Consider the following 16,551-nt stretch of genomic DNA (forward strand, 5'->3'; position numbering starts at 1 on the left):
TGAACGGCCCCGCATCCTGCGTGAGCGGCCCGCAACCAATGCTGACCGAAGCCGCCACACAGTCGCGACGGCCGACTGCTGGCCTACGATCAAGGCAACGCATCTCCCCGCGACCCGGCCGCCGCCGCCTGGGCTGCCAGCTCACCGCCGGCGACCACTTCGACGAACTCGACGTCGACATCCCCGACGAGCAGGGTTAACCGGGCCGCCGCGCCCGCCTTCATGTCCCGCACCGAAAGGCCCTCCATGAATAGCCCGGAAAACATCGTCATTGTTGGCAACGGCCAGGCCGGCATCCAGCTGGTGGATTCGCTGCGCAAGGAAGGCTACGCCGGGGCCATCACCGTGCTCGGCGACGAGCCGCATCACCCCTACCAGCGGCCCCCGCTGTCCAAGGACTACCTGGCTGCCGGAAAGACCCCGGCCCCGCTGCCGCTGCGCCCGGAAAAATTCTTCACCGCCAACGACGTCGACGCCCGCCTCGGCGTGAGCGCCACCTCCATCGACCGGGCCGCCAGGACCGTCACCCTCGACGACGGCGCCACGCTGTCCTACACGAAGCTGGTGCTCGCCACCGGGGCCGCCAACCGCGAACTGAGCGTGCCCGGCGCCGGCCTGGCCGGCATCCACGGCCTGCGCACCCTCACCGACGCCCAGACCCTGCACGCCCGCCTCGACACGGTGGGCTCCGTCGTCGTCATCGGCGCCGGCTTCATCGGCCTGGAGTTCGCCGCCGCCGCCCGCGCCCGCGGCCTGGACGTCACCGTCCTCGAGTACGCCGACCGGCCCATGGGCCGGGCCCTGACCCCCACGATGAGCGCGTTCTTCGCCGCCGCCCACCGGCGCCTGGGCGTGGACCTGCGCCTGGGCGAAGGCATCGCCTCCTTCGACGCCGACGAGACCGGCCACGTTACCGCCGCGGTCAGCACCACCGGCGAACGCTACCGCGCCGACCTGGTCCTCGTCGGTGTCGGCGTCATCCCGCGCACCGAACTCGCGTCGGCCGCCGGCCTCGAGGTGGACAACGGCATCACCGTGGACGCCACCCTGCGCACCTCCGACCCGGACATCTACGCCATCGGCGACTGCGCGTCCTTCCCCAACGCCCACGCCGGCACCCGCACCCGGCTCGAATCCGTGCAGAACGCCACCGACCAGGCCCGGCACGCCGCCCGCGCCATCCTCGGCGCCGGGTACGGCGGCTACGCGGATCTGCCCTGGTTCTGGTCCAACCAGGGGCCCCTGCGCCTGCAGATCGCCGGACTGGCCACCCCCGGCGACGACGTTGTGCTCCGCGGCGACCCCGCCGACGAAAAGTTTTCCGTCTTCTGCTTCCGCAACGGCACCCTCGCCGCCGTCGAATCCGTCAACCAGCCCGCGGACCACATGGCCGCCCGCCGCCTCCTCGCCGCCGGCGCCACCCTCACCCTGGAACAAGCCGCCGACCCCGCCTTCGACCTCAAGGCCCACTCCAAACTGCAGCCGGCGGCGCTCTAGCTTCACCGCCGGTGCGGCAGGCAGCGAGTCAGATGGCGGGTGGCGGGTCAGATGGCGGCAGGTCAGCTGGTGACGGGTCAGGTGGTGACGGCGGGTTGGGTTGCCGGCGGCGGGTCAGGTTGTGGCGGGTTGGGTTGCCCGCGGCGGGTCAGGTTGTGGCGGGTCGGGTTGCCTGGTGGCGGGTCAGGTGCCCGGCGGCGGGTCAGGTTGCGGTGCCTGCGCCGCTGCCCAGTGCCTGCACGGCATGGCCCAGCACCGCCTCGGCTCTGGGACTGAGCACCATGGTGTCCGGCCAGATCGCGCACATGGTCGTCTGCGATACGGGCGGCGACAGCGGCCGCACCGCGACCGGCCGGCCTTCGACCGTCACGGCCGGAGCGGCCGGCCGTGACATCAGCAGCGCGTACCCAAGCCCCCGCCCGACCAGTGCCTGCACCAGCACCGCCTGCGGCATGGACGTGGCGATGTACGGGCGCAGGCCGCGTTCCTCGAAGACGCGATACGTGTTCGCCGTGCTCGGGCTCGACTCGTACATGATCAGGGGTTCGGCGGCGAGGTCCGCCAGATCCACCGTTGGCTGCTCGGCCAAGGGATGTTCCGGCGGCAGCACCGCCTGCAACTCGGTCTGATAGATGGTGCGCTGGCTGTACCCGGCCGGGAGTTCCATGTCGTAGACCATGGCCAGATCCAGCAGCCCGGCGTCCAGTGCGGGCAGCAGGTCGTCGTGGGAGCCGACTGTGACGTCCACGCTGATGCCCGGATACTGTTCGGGCAGGCGATCGAGTACCGAGGGCAGGACGCTGCTGGCGAAGCTCGCGAAGCACCCCAACCGCACCGGTCCCTTAAGTTCGCCGGCTGCGCCTGAGAGGTCGTTCATCAGTGCTTCCGCATCGCGCAGCAGCAGTCGGGCCCGTTGCGCGAAGAACTGGCCCGACGGGGTCAACTGGAGGCCGCGCGCCTTTCGCCGCACGCAGAGCTGCTCACCCGCGGCTCGTTCAAGGGCCGTGATGGCCTGCGACAGCGCGGACTCCGAGATGTTGAGGCTGGCGGCAGCCGAACTCAGTGTCGGATGGTCCGGGAGGGCCGCGAAGAGTTGAAGCTGGCGCAAGGTGAAATCGACCACAGTACTTCAGTCCAATCAAAGAAGTTCGTCGGTTATCTGAAGTTTACCGACGATTGCGAGGCGTGTCACAATGGTTGTCACGTTCAACGTTCTGCCCCAAACGGTGGCTGATCCCAACCGGCGGGCAATCGCCGGGCTGCCAAGCAGACCCGGCGGCGGAACCACACGATCCGGGCCGAACACCCCGGCCCCGTCGTTCCCGCCCGCCTAAGCTCCACCCATCTGGTCGCGCCGGCCTCCTCGGTGTGACCGACCCAAGAGGACAACTATGAGCACTACAGTTTCCGGGCAATCGTCCGCGGCTAATCAGCGTCGCGTCGCGTTTGCCACCATCATCGGCACCACCATCGAGTGGTACGACTTCTTCATCTACGCCACAGCAGCGGGCCTGGTCTTCGCGCACCTGTTCTTCGAGCCGGCCGGCGAATCCATCGGGCTGCTCCTGGCCTTCGCCTCCGTTGGCATCAGCTTCCTGTTCCGGCCGCTGGGCGCCTTCCTGGCCGGCCACTACGGCGACAAGCTCGGCCGCCGCGCCATGCTGGTCATCACGCTGATGATGATGGGTGCAGCGACGACGCTGATCGGCATCCTGCCGACCTACGAGACGGCCGGAATCCTAGCCCCGGTGCTGCTGCTCTCGCTTCGCATCCTGCAGGGCATCTCCGCCGGCGGCGAATGGGGAGGAGCCGTCCTGATGGCCGTGGAGCACGCCCCGCGTGACCGCCGCGGCCGTGCAGGCTCGTTCCCCCAGCTGGGTGTGCCGCTCGGCATGCTGCTCGCTTCGGGCGTCATGACTTTGATGACCGGCGTGATCTCCCCCGGCGAGGCCTTCCTTGAGTGGGGCTGGCGCATCCCGTTCCTGCTCAGCGTCGTGTTGATCGCCATCGGCTACATGGTTCGCCGCTCGGTGGACGAGTCCCCGGTGTTCAAGGAGATTGCCGACAAGAAGCAGCAGCAGAAGGTCCCCATCGTGGAACTGTTCCGCAAGCACTGGCTGCTGGTCATCCTGGCCGCACTGATCTTCGCCGGCAACAACTCTGCCGGCTACATGGCCACCGGCGGGTTCATCCCCAGCTACGCCACCAGCGATGCGGTGGGCATGGAGCGCACCGACGTGCTGCTGGCCATCACGTTCGCCTCGGCCATGTGGTTCATCTTCACCGCCGTGTCCGGCATCATGGCCGACAAGATCGGTCGCAAGCGCACCTACCTGATTGGTTTCGGCGCCCAGCTGCTGACGGTCTTCCCGCTGTTCTGGTTGATCGACACCGGTTCGCTGGGGATGCTGTACCTGGCGCTGGCGCTGTTCAGTTTCGGCCTGGGCTTGAGCTACGGCCCGCAGGCGGCCTGGTACAGCGAGATCTTCCCGGCCTCGGTGCGCTACTCGGGTGTCTCGATCGCCTACGCACTGGGCGCGATCCTCGGCGGCGCGTTCGCCCCGACCATCGCCCAGGCCCTGATCAATTCCACCGGGACCAGCAGCTCCGTCTCGGCGTACCTGTTCGGCATGACGATCATCTCCATCATCGCCGTGCTGATCCTGCGCGACCGCCCTGGCATCGATCTGTCGATCAACAACCAGGCCGAGCAGGAAGTCGGGGCTACCGTCTTCGACAAGCGCCGCGGGGTTTCCACCGACGACGCCGTCAAGGCCGGCGTCTAAGCCAGCAAAGGTCGTGCTGGAGTAACTCAAGCTGACTCGATATCGAGGCGGGTGTCCTGCCGGAACAAACTCCGGCCGGACACCCGCCTCGGTCGTGTCCGGCCGGTTCCGTCGACCTCTACGGGGCCCGACCGGCGTCGTAGCTCAGTCGTGTCCGTCCGGTCCGTCGATCTTTCGGGCGCACCGACCGGCGTCGTACTTCCCAGAACATGCTGCGGGAGGGCTGGTTGTGAGCTCAGGCAGCTTGCTCCGCGGACCAACCACGCCGCTGCAATGCCGCGGTGATTTTTTGGATCGCGCGGTCTGCGCCGTTGGCCATGTGTCGTCTGGAGATCCGGACCTCGTCCCAGTCTGCTGACCGGGCCCGTTCCGCCCGCTCGATGTCCCGCGCGATTTGGTCAGCCTGGCCGTGGCCTTCGCCCTCGTATTCGATGGCGATCCGGTATTCAGGCAGCGACAGGTCCGGACTGTGCAGAACAGCGCCGTCGTCGTCCCTGATCGGCTTGTTCACCTCGGGTTCCGGCAATCCAGCGCTGAGCATGGCCAGCCGGAGCCTGGTTTCGGGTGGAGAGTCCGCTCCGACCCGGGCCAACGCCAAGGCTGCACGAGCTTTGCGCAGGCCCCGCTTTCCGGGGTGGCGGCTCAGCAGGGTGTGAAGGTCCTCCTGAGTGGTGAATGGAGCCACGCGCCCTTCGAAGTCCGGCCGCGGAATGCGCAGGAGGTAGTCGGCTATCACCACCAAATCGGCCAGTTCGAGGGACTCCGCCAAGTCCAGCCATGTCCGCGTGCGCGTCGTGACGCACAGTCCATCCACCCAAGCCACTTCATCCGGAACGAGCCGGGAGCGGTGGCCTACCACGCCGGGACGTTGCATACGTGCGCGGTCGCTCGGGCGCGAGATATGAATCCGCCGATCGAAGCCGGCGGCAGGTTCGGGAAAGCCCCACAGGCGTGCCGCGGTCTCATGGGAGGCAGCGCTGGAATCGCTGATCCGCGTGAACGGCCGCACGCGGGCTGCGAGGTCGAGGCCGGCCGGCTGGACGGTGCAGATGCCCCGGCTTATCCGGATGAGGCGTGGATGGCGCAACTGGCTCTTGCTCAGCCCCGATTGCAGGCCGTCCTCGATCGTGAACGCGGCGGCCTGCAGGTGTGGCGGGAGCGGCCTCAGCCGTGGCAGGCGTTGTTCGGGTCCCGGTCGGCGTGCTGGGCTCATCCGGACATTATCTACAGCCGGCGCCCTGGCGTGCGGAAGTTATTCACAGCGTCATCGAGTGGCGGAAAGCTGCAGCGAACTTCGGCGTGTCGCTGCAACTTTTCGCCGCTCGATTGTCGCCAAAGTTGCCACCGCTTCGGCGGCCGCTCACGAGTTGCCGGCCGTACAGTTTCGGCGGCCGCTCATATGGGCTGCCGGCTCAATGCCGCCGCAGGCTTTCCAGCCGCCGCTCCATGTCCGGCCGCCGCCGGCTTTCCCGCCGCGCGTAGGCGAGGCCAAGCCCCCGGCCGCCGGCTTTGCCGGACACGGCCAGCTGGACCAAGCAGCGTGGCCGGAAACGCCAAGAAGGCGGCGTCCGGGATCCGGACACCGCCCTCTTGAGGTTCAGCGCAAGGTTCAGCCAGCCTGGCGCTCGGCGGCTCCCACGACGTTGGCCAGCAGCATGGCACGCGTCATCGGACCGACGCCGCCGGGATTGGGCGAGAGCCAGCTGGCCACGTTGCGGGCCTCGGGCTCCACGTCGCCGGTCACCCGGGCCTTGCCGTCCTCGTCCTCGACGCGGCTGACCCCAACGTCCAGCACGACGGCGCCCGGCTTGAGGTCGGCTGCCTTGATCATGTGCGGCATCCCCGCGGCGGCAATCACGACGTCGGCCTCGCGCAGTTCCGCCGCCAGGTCCAGCGTTCCGGTATGGGCGAGGATCACCGTCGCGTTGATCTCCTTGCGGGTCAGCAACAGGCCCAGGGGTCGCCCTACGGTGACGCCACGGCCGACGACCAGCACGCGCTTGCCCGCCAACTCGACGTCGTGGCGCAGCAGCAGCTCCACACAGCCGTGCGGGGTACAAGGCAGCGGCGAGTCCAGCGGCTCGCCCACGTTGAGAACCAGCCGGCCCAGGTTCATCGGGTGCAGGCCGTCGGCGTCCTTGGCCGGGTCGATCTTCTCCAGGATGCGGTTGGTGTCGATGTGCTTGGGCAGCGGCAGCTGCACGATGTAACCGGTGCAGGCCGGGTCGGCATTGAGCTCATCGAGGACCGCTTCGAGTTCCTCCTGCGAGACGGAGTCAGGCAGTTCGCGACGGATCGACTCGATGCCCACTTCGGCGCAGTCCTTGTGCTTGCCGCCGACGTACCATTTGCTGCCCGGGTCCTCGCCGACGAGCACGGTACCCAGGCCGGGCACGATGCCCTTGGCCTTGAGTGCTGCTACCCGTTCCGTGAGCTCGGTCTTGATTTGCGCCGCGGTGGCCTTGCCGTCCAGCACGCGGGCGGTCGGCGGGGTCGTGTAGAGGTTCATGTCACCACTCCTCGTGGCCGGGGTAGAGCGGGAAGTCGTCGGCGAGCTTCTTCACGCGGGCCCGCAGGGCGGCAGTATCGGCGCCGCCCTTGAGCGCGGTGGCAATGATGTCTGCCACCTCGGTGAATTCGGTGGCCCCGAAACCGCGGGTGGCCAGCGCCGGCGTGCCGATGCGCAGCCCCGAGGTGACCATCGGCGGGCGCGGGTCGAACGGCACGGCGTTGCGGTTGACCGTAATTCCTGCCTCGTGGAGCAGGTCTTCGGCCTGCTTGCCGTCCAGCTGGGAATTGCGCAGGTCCACCAGGACCAGGTGGACGTCGGTGCCGCCGGTCAGCACGGACACGCCGGCCTCGGCCACGTCGGCGGCGGACAGGCGCTCGGCCAGGATCCGGGCGCCTTCGAGCACGCGTTCCTGGCGCTGCTTGAATTCCTCGCCGGCGGCGATCTTGAAGGCCACCGCCTTGGCAGCGACCACATGCATCAGCGGGCCGCCCTGCTGGCCCGGGAACACGGCCGAGTTGACCTTCTTGGCGAAGGCTTCCTTGCCCAGGATCACGCCGGAGCGCGGGCCGGACAGGGTCTTGTGCACCGTGGAGGTAACGATGTCCGAGTGCGGCACGGGGTTCGGGTGCAGGCCGGCGGCGACCAGCCCGGCGAAGTGCGCCATGTCGGTCCAGAGGTAGGCTCCGACCTCGTCGGCGATGGAACGGAACGCCTCGAAGTCCAGCTGGCGGGGGTACGCGGACCAGCCGGCCACCAGCACGTTGGGGCGCTCGGCCAGCGCCTGCTCGCGGACCTTGTCCATGTCCACCCGGAAGGTCTTCGGGTCAACCTCGTAGGCGGCCACCTGATAGAGCTTGCCGGAGAAGTTCAGCCTCATCCCGTGAGTGAGGTGGCCGCCGTGCGCCAGGGACAGGCCCATCATCTTGTCGCCCGGCTGGATCAGGGCGGAGAGGGCGGCCGCGTTGGCCTGGGCGCCGGCGTGCGGCTGGACGTTGGCGAATTCCGCACCGAAGAGCGACTTGGCGCGCTCGATGGCCAGGTTTTCGGCGACGTCTACGTGCTCGCAGCCGCCGTAGTAGCGGCGTCCCGGGTATCCCTCGGCGTATTTGTTGGTCAGGACCGAGCCCTGGACTTCGAGCACCGAACGCGGCGCGAAGTTTTCGGAGGCGATCATTTCGAGGGTGTCACGCTGGCGGCCGAGTTCGGCGTCGATCACGGCGGCGATTTCAGGATCCACCTGGGACAGCGGCAGATCGGTCACAGAGGGCGTAGAAGTCAAGGGAGAATCTCCTGGGTGGTGGGGCTTATCTCACTGCTACAGGCCAGATTACCGGCTGCAGGCACCCGCACGCATGACGCATGACCTGCCCCGGACACACTCCGGCCCGAACGTGACCTTACGTCCCAGGCGTGCGATCCGAGGTCGGTATATACAGGAGCGGTAACCAACGGTCTCCGGCCCTGCTGCCACTTCCTGGTGGTGCCCCACCTAACGCCAGTCGCGGCGAGCCAATCCTAGCAGCCGCTCACGGCACCGGGCGGTCCGAGAGCGCAACCTGCACGCTCCGGGTCTCGTCGTCGCGGCGCACTTCCACGCTGACCGTGTCGCCCGGATTGTGCTGGCGGATGGCTGCCAGCAGGTCTTCGGCGGTCGCCAACGCCTCGCCGTCCACGCTCAGCAGCACATCGCCGGCGCGGATTCCCGCCTCGTCGGCCGGGCCGCCCTCGCCCACGGACAGGGCCAGGACACCCTCCGCCTGGGGCACGCCAAGCTGCTCGGCGATCGCCGCCGTAATGCTGGCAGGAGTCAGGCCCATGAAAGCGTGGTCGGCGGTCCCGTCTTCGAGCAGTTCCTCGGCGACTTCCCGGGCGGTGGCGGCGGGGATGGCGAAACCGAGCGACACCGCGCCGGCCTCCGGCGGGATGTAGGCCTCGCTGATGCCCACCACCTGGCTCCGCGCATTGACGACGGCGCCGCCCGAGTTGCCGGGGCTGATCGGCGCGTCGGTCTGGATCAGGTCCACCAGCGCCAGGCTCGACGAGGCGGAGCCCGGGATGGAACGGTGCAGGCCGGAGATAATGCCTGCCGTGGCGGTATTCTCGAAGCCCAGCGGCGAACCGATCACCACGGCGAGTTCGCCGATCGTCGGCAGCGAGGTGTTGAATTCGGCGGCCGGGAGCCCGTCGCGCTCGGTCCGCACCAACGCCAGATCGGACACCGCATCCGTCGCCAGGACCTCCCCCACGCTGCGTTGCCCGTCGGCGAAGCCAACCTCCACCGTGGTGCTGTCGCCGACCACATGTTCATTGGTCAGGATCAGCCCGTCTTCGGAATAGACCACGCCGCTGCCCAGGCCGTTGTCGGTGAAGACCGTCACCACGGACGGCTGCACGTTCTCCACGATCTCCGGAATGCCGCCGGCAGGCTGCGCTCCCGCGGGCTGTCCTCCCGCGTCCCCCGGCGCCTGCGCGGTCCCGCCGCCGGTCGCGGCCGGCTCCCCTCCGCCGGTCGCGGGCGGCTCCCCGCCGGTCCCGCCGGTGCACCCGGCCAGGCCCGCCAGGAGCGCGGCTGCCAGCAGCACGCGCCCTGCACCACGGATCGTTTTCTCCCGTTCCAAATGCGTCATGGACCGGACCTTCCGTTGTCGCTGTTGCCACCCTAGACCCATCGGGATTGGCAGAAAACGCCTTACGGCCATCGAGGGGATCCGGCACGCGACACTCTCCCCGCCGGCCCGAAACGCTCCTCTCGGGCCCTGCCGCCATACTCCCCCGCCGGCCCGCCTCGCTCCCCCGCCCGCTGGCCACGGAATACCCAACCGCCGGCCATCGTTGCACCGAACAGATGTTGAAGCGTCAACAAATCGGAGGGGTATCGTGACGGACCAGGCAATCGGCACCGGTCAACAGCCGCTGCAGGCGGTGGTGATCGGCGCCGGCCAGGCCGGGCTGAGCGCGGCCTACCGGCTGGCCCGCCGCGGCCTGGTCCCGGATCAGGACTTCGTGGTCCTCGACGCCAACGACGGCCCGGGCGGCGCCTGGCGCCACCGCTGGCCCTCGCTGACCTTCGACGCGGCGCACGGCCTGCACGACCTTCCCGGCCTGCCCCTCGGGGTTCCGGACCCGCAGGAGCCGTCCTCCGCCGTCGTCCGCCGTTATTACGGCACCTACGAGCGGGAGTTTCATCTCCCCGTGCACCGCCCCGTGCGCGTCACCTCGGTGGACGACGACGGTGCCTTCCTGCGCGTGCGCAGCGCCACCGGCGGCGAGTGGCTGGCGCGAACCGTCATCAGCGGCACCGGTACCTGGGACAAGCCGCACTGGCCGCACTACCCGGGCCGGGAAATCTTCCGCGGCCGCCAGTTGCACACCCGGGACTTCTGGTCGGCGGACGAGTTCCGCGGGCAGCGGGTCCTGGTGGTCGGCGGCGGGACGTCCGCGCTGCAGTTCCTGCTCCAACTGGACGCGGCCGGGGCGGACACGCTCTGGTCCACCCGCCGCGACCCCGACTTCACCGCGGCCCCGTTCGACATGGAATGGGGTGTCGACGTGGAACGCAGGGTCAGCGAGCGCACGCGCGCCGGCCTGCCGACCCTGAGCGTGGTTGCCGCCACGGGGCTGCCGCTGACCGAGACGTACCGGAAGGGCATCGACGACGGCGTGCTCGTCTCACGCGGCAAGCTGGCCCGCATCTCCGAGCACGGCGTCGAATTCGCCGACGGCTCCGCCGAAGATGTAGACGTCATCCTCTGGGCCACCGGATTCCGGCCGTCGCTGGACCATCTGGCGCCGCTTCGGCTGCGTGAACCGGGCGGCGGGATCCGGATGGGCGACGACGGCGTCTCGGTGGTGAAGGAGCCGCGGCTGTTCCTGGTCGGATACGGCGCATCTGCGTCTACGGTCGGGGCCACCCGCGCCGGCCGGGCGGCCGCCGTGGCCGCGGGCAGGTACCTTGCCGCAGAAGCCGAAGCCCAGCCGGTACCCTAGTTGCGTGATTGAAGCTCCCGCCGCCACCGCCTACACCCTGATCCTTTCCTGCCCGGACCGCCCCGGCATCGTGCATGCCGTTGCCGGCGCCCTGGCCGGGGCCGGCGGAAACATCACCGACTCGCAGCAGTACGGCAGCCCGCAGTCGGGCCGGTTCTTCATGCGCGTGGCTGTTGCCACGGACCTGTCCTACACCGAACTCCACGACCGGCTGCAGCCGGTCGCGCAGGAGTTCGGCATGGACTGGAAGCTGCGCCGCGACGGCGTGAAGATGCGCACGCTGCTGATGGCGTCCAAGTCGGCGCACTGCCTGAACCACCTTTTGTTCCTGCAGCGCTCCGGCACGTTGCCGATCGAGATCCCCGCCATCGTCTCCAACCACCAGGACCTGGCCGAGCTCGCCGCGTTCTACGGCATCACTTTCCACCACATTCCCGTCACCCCGGACACCAAGCCGCAGGCCGAGCAGGCCCTGCGGGACCTGGCCGCGCAACACGACGTGGAACTGGTGGTGCTGGCCCGCTACATGCAGGTGCTCAGCAACGAGCTCTGCACCGAACTGGCCGGCAAGGCCATCAACATCCACCACTCGTTCCTGCCCAGCTTCAAGGGTGCCAGGCCGTACCACCAGGCGCACGCCCGCGGCGTGAAGCTGATCGGCGCCACGGCGCACTACGTCACCGGGGACCTGGACGAGGGCCCGATCATCGACCAGGAAGTCATTCCGGTCCGCCACGCGCACACCGCCGAGCAGTTCGTGGCGCTGGGCCGCGACGGCGAGGCGCGCACCCTGGCCCGCGCCGTGCAGTGGCACGCCGAACACCGGGTGCTCCTCGACGGCACCCGCACCGTCGTCTTCAACTAGTGACGCCGACGTCGCCTCGGGGTGGCGGCGGCGTCGCGTCGGGGCCGGCGCCGCCGCCCATGACGACGCCGGTGTCCGCCCCTGTGCCCGGCCCGGCGCAGGGCGTACTCTCGTCGGATGGGCAACCATGAGCCTGAACTGAAGGCGTTCTACGACCGGCAGGCGCCAGAGCGCGACCGGCGCTGGAGGGATCCCCGCAGGGACGCAGCCCGGCAGGAATTCATTGCCTCCCTGGTCGCGGCCCGGCGGCACAGCGTGTTGGAGGTCGGCTGCGGCACCGGCACGGACGGGCTCGCGTTCAAGGCCGCGGGCATCCATTACACCGGCGTCGATCTGTCCGAGCAGAACGTCCGGCTGGCCCGGGCGAAGCACCTGGAGGCGGTGGTCGGCTCGGCCCGGGAGTTGCCGTTTGCCGGGGGAACGTTCTCGGCCGGCTGGACCATGAGCACGCTGCTGCACATCCCCGACCAGGACCTGCCGGATGTTCTCGCCGAGACCATGCGGGTGCTGGTCTCGGGCGCTCCGCTGGCGGTCGGGCTCTGGTCCGGCGACGACGAGGAGGGCATCGTTGCCGACGACGACTTCGAACCGCGCCGCTTCTACAGCCGCCGCAGCGACGCAACCGTCCGGCGGCTCTTTGGGGAGCACGGCCTCATCTCGGGTTTCACCACGTGGGAGCGGCCGGAGTTCGGCCGGCATTATCAGTTCTTCATCCTGACCAAGCCGTGACCGGCCGGCTCCGCGGCACGGAAGGCCCGTCACGAAGCTCCTGCGGCGGGTCCGGTGTCGCTAGGCTGAGGGGATGGCCCACATCATCACCATCTCCGGCATGCTGCCGGCCGTCGATCCGTCCGCCTTCGTCGCCCCCACGGCGACGCTCAGCGGCGACGTAGCGCTGGCAGCCGACTCCAGCGCCTTCTACGGCGTCAGCGTCCGCGGCGACACCGCTCCCATCCGCGTCGGCGAGCGCAGCAACCTGCAGGACAACGTGGTCCTGCACGCGGACCCCGGCTTCCCCTGCACCGTCGGCGCCGGGGTCAGCGTCGGCCACGCCGCCGTGATTCACGGCTGCACGGTCGAGGACAACTGCCTGATCGGCATGAGCGCCACGGTCATGAACGGCGCAGTGGTCGGTGAAGGTTCGCTGGTGGCAGCCGGCGCCGTCGTGCTGGAGGGCACGCAGATTCCGCCGCGTTCGCTCGTCGCGGGTGTCCCGGCCAAGGTCCGCCGCGAACTGAGCGAGGACGAGTACCAGTCGGTGCTGGACAACGCCGCCCGCTACGTGGAAATCGCCGCCGTGCACCGCGACGCGATCGACGACGCCGCGGAGGCGTAGCCGCCTAGAGCCCGGTCAGGCCGTGGATTGCTGCAGGTGCCTGGCCGGATCAAGGGTCTCAAAGGCGGCCGTGCCGATCATGAACGTACCGCGCTGCGGGACCCAGAAGCCGCCCAGCCTGGCCTGCTCCGGCAGCGGTCCCGGCGGCCCGAAGTCCGTTGCCCCCAGCCGTGCACTGCTTTGGTCGATGAACCACAGCCGGCGCGGTGCGGCGCGGAACCGCTGCCGGTTGGGCGCGGTGCCCGCCAGCCGCATCCGCCCCAGCCGCAGCGCGGGGCCTGCCATGACGCCCATGGCCGCCAGGAAGGGCCCACTCTGCCACAGCCGGTCCGGCGTCTTCGCCGTCATTCCGGACATGAGCCGGGTCACCGGGGTGTCCGAGACGGTTGCCTCCCAAGAGAAGTCGATGTCCGGGATGGAAACGGTGAAACCGCGCGGTCCGGTCCATTCGACCGCGATGGCGTGCACCGAGGTATGCCGCAGCCCGCTGCCGAAATACCGGGGACAGGATGTTTCCGCCGGCGCCGTGGTGAAGATGCTCCAATTTTCGGCGGGGTCGCGCAGCCACACCGAGGTGTAACCGGGGCCGACCGAGGTGACCGGAAACCGCCGCAGCCCCAGCACGTGGCCAGAGGAGAACGTCAGGCCCGACACGACGTAACCGACGAACCGTTCGTCGTCGCCGGAGGGAAGCCGTGCGTTGCGTTCCAGATCGTTGACAATGAGCCTGAGGTCTTCCATGTCATTCGCCTCCGCGCGTTGCGCCCAGTCTACGCTCACGAATGGTTGGCCCTGATCCGTGGCAAGGCCCGGCCGCCCAGGGTGCCGCGACGGGCCAGTTGCGTTAACTTCTTGACTACAAGGCGGCGCTGCCGCACGCTTTTCTGTATGCGAGCCGATCAGCCGTCCACCCTCGAGGCCGCGCAGCCTCCGGTGCCGCGCGCACCCCAGCTCCGGCCGGGGTCCCAAAGCGCCCTGCGGCGGCGGAACAGCCAACGGGTCCTGCAGGCGCTGATGTCCCGCGGCCCGCTCACCCAGGCCGAACTGTCCCGGCAAACGGGGCTCTCCACCGCCACGGTCTCCAACATCGTCAAGGCGATGGCCGACGACGGACTGGTCAGCACCGCGCCGACCACGAGTTCCGGCCGCCGCGCCCTGTCGGTCCTGCTCGATGGCCGTGGCGCGGTTGCCGTCGGAGTGGATTTCGGCCGCCGGCACGTGCACGTTGTGCTGGTCAGCCTCGACCACCAGGTGCTCGCCGAAGGCGCCGTCGAATTGCCCCTCGGCCATGGAGCGGAGCAGGGCATCGACACCGCCGCCCGGCTGGCGCAGCGGCTGCTGGATGAAAACTCCGTCTCCCCCCGGGCGGTGATCGGCGTGGGCGCAGGCATACCGGGCCCGATCGACCGGAGGACCGGCACCGTGATCCACGGCGCCATCCTGCCCGAATGGGTGGGCATCAATCTGCTGGCCCGGCTGCGGGACAGGTTCGGCACCGACGTCTTCGTGGACAACGACGCAAATCTGGGCGCGCTCGCCCAGGTCAGCTGGGGCCCCTACCAGCACGCGCAAAACCTGGTCTTCCTGAAGATCGGCTCCGGGATCGGGGCCGGCCTGGTCCTCAGCGGCAAGCTCTATTACGGCCACGTCGGCGTCACGGGCGAGGTCGGCCATGCCACAGTCGCTGAACACGGCATCATCTGCCGGTGCGGCAACCGCGGGTGCCTGGAGACGGTGGCCTCCACCTCCACCATGATCGACCTGCTCAGCCGCGGCCGCGGCGAGCCCATCGGAACCGAGGACATCGTCCGGATCGCGCTGGAGGGCGACCCGGCCGTCCTGCGCGTGGTCGACGACGCGGGCGTGGCGGTGGGACGCGCCCTCGCCAACGTCTGCAACCTGCTCAATCCCGAGGTCATCGTGGTCGGCGGCCCGCTGACGGGCCTCGGCAGCATCCTGCTGGACCCGATACGGCGCGGGCTGCTGCGCCACGCGGTCCCGGTCGTCGGGGAATCCACGGAGTTGGCGATGTCCACCCTGGGCAGCCGCGCCGAGGCGCTGGGCGCCGCGACGCTGGTGCTGCAACAGGCCGAACTCCCCGTCGCCTAAGCACGGACGAAACCCTCCCGGGACCCTCTTTGCGTTCAACTCTTGACGACAAGGTGTGTGACGGAGTTAACTTCGGTACTAAGCCACACATCCGTGTGCGGGTCTTGCCGACCCCGTGGCCATGACTGCTGATTGATGGAGGCGTTTATGCGACGCAAATCTTTGCTCGCCGGCGTTGCGGCCGCGGGTTTGCTCCTGTCCGCATGCGGCGGCGGAAGCGCGGTGGACGAAGCCAACCCTGAGGAAGCGTCGGGGTCGGTAGGAGTCTTCACCTGGTGGGCGGACGGTTCCGAGAAGGTCGGGCTGGATGCGCTGGTGGAAATCTTCACTGAACAGTATCCGGAGCTGAAGTTCGACAACCTTGCCGTCGCCGGCGGCGCCGGCAGCCAGGCCAAGAGCGTGCTGGCGGCCAACCTGAAGTCGGGCAATCCGCCGGACTCGTTCCAGGCGCATGCCGGAGCCGAGCTGCAGGACTACATCGCCGCCGACCAGCTCGAGGACCTCACCTCCTTCTACGAGGACGCGCAGCTCAACGAGGCGTTCCCGCAGGACCTGCTGGACCGGCTGACCGTCGAGGGCAAGATCTACTCCGTGCCGTCGAATATCCACCGGGCCAACGTGGTGTGGGCCAACGTGGACGTGCTGGAGGAAGCCGGCCTGGATCCGAACAGCCCGCCGGCCGACCTCGACGCCTGGTTCGCGGACATGGACAAGATCAAGGAGGCGGGGAAGACCCCGCTGGCCGTGGCCGGCACCTGGACCCAGGTCCAGCTGTTCGAGAACATCCTGCTTGCCACCCTCGGCGCCGAGGGCTACAACGGGCTCTGGGACGGCACCACCGACTGGTCCGGCCCGGACGTGACCGAAGCCATCGAGAACTACAAGAAGACCCTCAGCTACACCAACTCCGACCGCGACACCCTCAGCGACTGGGGTCCGGCCACCCAGCTGGTGGAGGACGGCGCCGCCGCCTACAACGTGATGGGTGACTGGGCCGAAGCCAAGTTCGCGCAGGACGGTAAGAAGCCCGGTGAGGACTACGTCTACTTCCCCACCCCGGGCACCGACGGCGTCTTCGACTTCCTGGCCGATTCGTTCACGCTGCCCAAGGGTGCTCCCAACCCGGCCGGCTCCGAGGCCTGGCTGACCACCATTTCCAGCGTTGAGGGCCAGCAGGCATTCAACGCGGCGAAGGGCTCCATCCCGGCCCGCACCGACGTGCCGTCCGACGAGTTCGGCGAATACCAGCAGAGCGCCATCGAGGACTTCTCGTCCGACACCATCGTGTCCTCGCTGGCCCACGGTGCCGCCGTGCCGGTGGCCTGGCTGAACGAGCTGAGCACCGCCGTCAGCAAGTTCGGCGGCCCTCAGGACGTGGCTGCCCTGCAGGAATCCTTGGCGTCAATCGCCGAGAAGTTCATGCAGTAAGCCAAAACGTCCGGAAGGGCGGGCGCGGCAC

At 69.0% G+C, this 16,551-nt stretch carries 15 protein-coding genes; 8 read left to right on the forward strand and 7 right to left on the reverse strand.

Annotation, left to right across the window (positions count from 1 at the left end; all coding sequences use genetic code 11):
• Positions 1-89 precede the first annotated feature (89 nt).
• The gene (locus AC5RVZ_RS24685) at positions 90-248 is read right to left on the reverse strand and encodes a hypothetical protein (RefSeq protein WP_494068256.1); all 159 of its coding nucleotides are present in this window, start codon (positions 246-248) and stop codon (positions 90-92) included.
• Here AC5RVZ_RS24685 and AC5RVZ_RS24690 point away from each other — a divergent pair.
• The gene (locus AC5RVZ_RS24690; protein ID WP_494068257.1) at positions 247-1,497 is read left to right on the forward strand and encodes an NAD(P)/FAD-dependent oxidoreductase; all 1,251 of its coding nucleotides are present in this window, start codon (positions 247-249) and stop codon (positions 1,495-1,497) included. The two genes, AC5RVZ_RS24685 and AC5RVZ_RS24690, sit on opposite strands and share 2 nt — an antisense overlap.
• Positions 1,498-1,699: 202 nt before the next feature.
• Here AC5RVZ_RS24690 and AC5RVZ_RS24695 read toward each other — a convergent pair whose 3' ends face one another.
• A complete protein-coding gene (locus AC5RVZ_RS24695; protein WP_494068258.1) occupies positions 1,700-2,620 on the reverse strand; it encodes a LysR family transcriptional regulator in 921 nt (306 codons plus the stop codon).
• A gap of 268 nt (positions 2,621-2,888) precedes the next feature.
• Between AC5RVZ_RS24695 and AC5RVZ_RS24700 the strand changes: the two genes are divergently transcribed.
• Positions 2,889-4,283 (forward strand): MFS transporter, encoded by a 1,395-nt coding sequence (locus tag AC5RVZ_RS24700; protein ID WP_494068259.1) that lies wholly within the window; start codon positions 2,889-2,891, stop codon positions 4,281-4,283.
• A 235-nt stretch (positions 4,284-4,518) separates the two neighbouring features.
• On the opposite strand, the gene AC5RVZ_RS24705 is transcribed toward AC5RVZ_RS24700, so the two are convergent.
• The 4 genes from AC5RVZ_RS24705 to AC5RVZ_RS24720 all read right to left on the reverse strand — a co-directional run bounded on the left by AC5RVZ_RS24705 (position 4,519) and on the right by AC5RVZ_RS24720 (position 9,422).
• A complete protein-coding gene (locus tag AC5RVZ_RS24705) occupies positions 4,519-5,496 on the reverse strand; it encodes a putative endonuclease domain-containing protein (protein ID WP_494068260.1) in 978 nt (325 codons plus the stop codon).
• 396 nt (positions 5,497-5,892) lie between these two features.
• Entirely contained in the window at positions 5,893-6,792 is a 900-nt protein-coding gene (locus AC5RVZ_RS24710; protein WP_494068261.1) for a bifunctional methylenetetrahydrofolate dehydrogenase/methenyltetrahydrofolate cyclohydrolase, read from the reverse strand.
• Between the two features lies 1 nt (position 6,793).
• Positions 6,794-8,074 carry a serine hydroxymethyltransferase gene (gene glyA / locus AC5RVZ_RS24715; protein ID WP_494068262.1) on the reverse strand — a complete coding sequence of 427 codons (1,281 nt, stop codon included), beginning with the start codon at positions 8,072-8,074 and terminating at the stop codon, positions 6,794-6,796.
• A gap of 247 nt (positions 8,075-8,321) precedes the next feature.
• Complete coding sequence (locus AC5RVZ_RS24720; RefSeq protein ID WP_494068263.1) at positions 8,322-9,422, reverse strand: S1C family serine protease; 1,101 nt, start codon at positions 9,420-9,422, stop codon at positions 8,322-8,324.
• A gap of 250 nt (positions 9,423-9,672) precedes the next feature.
• Between AC5RVZ_RS24720 and AC5RVZ_RS24725 the strand changes: the two genes are divergently transcribed.
• From AC5RVZ_RS24725 to AC5RVZ_RS24740, 4 genes are all read left to right on the forward strand, one after another.
• The gene (locus AC5RVZ_RS24725) at positions 9,673-10,782 is read left to right on the forward strand and encodes an FAD-dependent oxidoreductase (RefSeq protein ID WP_494068264.1); all 1,110 of its coding nucleotides are present in this window, start codon (positions 9,673-9,675) and stop codon (positions 10,780-10,782) included.
• Positions 10,783-10,786: 4 nt separating this feature from the next.
• Positions 10,787-11,647, forward strand: coding sequence for a formyltetrahydrofolate deformylase (gene purU / locus AC5RVZ_RS24730; RefSeq protein ID WP_494068265.1), 861 nt, complete (start codon positions 10,787-10,789; stop codon positions 11,645-11,647).
• Between the two features lie 117 nt (positions 11,648-11,764).
• Positions 11,765-12,376 carry a class I SAM-dependent methyltransferase gene (locus AC5RVZ_RS24735; protein ID WP_494068266.1) on the forward strand — a complete coding sequence of 204 codons (612 nt, stop codon included), beginning with the start codon at positions 11,765-11,767 and terminating at the stop codon, positions 12,374-12,376.
• 73 nt (positions 12,377-12,449) lie between these two features.
• The gene (locus AC5RVZ_RS24740; protein WP_494068267.1) at positions 12,450-12,983 is read left to right on the forward strand and encodes a gamma carbonic anhydrase family protein; all 534 of its coding nucleotides are present in this window, start codon (positions 12,450-12,452) and stop codon (positions 12,981-12,983) included.
• Positions 12,984-12,998: 15 nt separating this feature from the next.
• Here the strand turns inward: AC5RVZ_RS24740 and AC5RVZ_RS24745 are convergent, their stop codons facing one another.
• The gene (locus AC5RVZ_RS24745; protein ID WP_494068268.1) at positions 12,999-13,724 is read right to left on the reverse strand and encodes a hypothetical protein; all 726 of its coding nucleotides are present in this window, start codon (positions 13,722-13,724) and stop codon (positions 12,999-13,001) included.
• Between the two features lie 147 nt (positions 13,725-13,871).
• Between AC5RVZ_RS24745 and AC5RVZ_RS24750 the strand changes: the two genes are divergently transcribed.
• Together AC5RVZ_RS24750 and AC5RVZ_RS24755 are read left to right on the forward strand one after the other, a co-directional pair.
• Entirely contained in the window at positions 13,872-15,092 is a 1,221-nt protein-coding gene (locus AC5RVZ_RS24750) for an ROK family transcriptional regulator (RefSeq protein ID WP_494068269.1), read from the forward strand.
• A gap of 147 nt (positions 15,093-15,239) precedes the next feature.
• Complete coding sequence (locus AC5RVZ_RS24755) at positions 15,240-16,520, forward strand: ABC transporter substrate-binding protein (RefSeq protein ID WP_494068270.1); 1,281 nt, start codon at positions 15,240-15,242, stop codon at positions 16,518-16,520.
• Positions 16,521-16,551: the final 31 nt, after the last annotated feature.

It is taken from the genome of Arthrobacter sp. Cza30 (genome assembly GCF_059090765.1).

Bases quoted from the DNA above. Each gene is read 5' to 3' on its own strand.
- AC5RVZ_RS24710 (WP_494068261.1), bottom strand. From the start codon at position 6,792: ATGAACCTCTACACGACCCCGCCGACCGCCCGCGTGCTGGACGGCAAG.
- AC5RVZ_RS24685 (WP_494068256.1), bottom strand. From the start codon at position 248: ATGGAGGGCCTTTCGGTGCGGGACATGAAGGCGGGCGCGGCGGCCCGG.
- AC5RVZ_RS24690 (WP_494068257.1), top strand. From the start codon at position 247: ATGAATAGCCCGGAAAACATCGTCATTGTTGGCAACGGCCAGGCCGGC.
- AC5RVZ_RS24705 (WP_494068260.1), bottom strand. From the start codon at position 5,496: ATGAGCCCAGCACGCCGACCGGGACCCGAACAACGCCTGCCACGGCTG.
- AC5RVZ_RS24745 (WP_494068268.1), bottom strand. From the start codon at position 13,724: ATGGAAGACCTCAGGCTCATTGTCAACGATCTGGAACGCAACGCACGG.
- AC5RVZ_RS24700 (WP_494068259.1), top strand. From the start codon at position 2,889: ATGAGCACTACAGTTTCCGGGCAATCGTCCGCGGCTAATCAGCGTCGC.
- AC5RVZ_RS24750 (WP_494068269.1), top strand. From the start codon at position 13,872: ATGCGAGCCGATCAGCCGTCCACCCTCGAGGCCGCGCAGCCTCCGGTG.
- AC5RVZ_RS24755 (WP_494068270.1), top strand. From the start codon at position 15,240: ATGCGACGCAAATCTTTGCTCGCCGGCGTTGCGGCCGCGGGTTTGCTC.
- AC5RVZ_RS24720 (WP_494068263.1), bottom strand. From the start codon at position 9,422: ATGACGCATTTGGAACGGGAGAAAACGATCCGTGGTGCAGGGCGCGTG.
- AC5RVZ_RS24735 (WP_494068266.1), top strand. From the start codon at position 11,765: ATGGGCAACCATGAGCCTGAACTGAAGGCGTTCTACGACCGGCAGGCG.
- AC5RVZ_RS24740 (WP_494068267.1), top strand. From the start codon at position 12,450: ATGGCCCACATCATCACCATCTCCGGCATGCTGCCGGCCGTCGATCCG.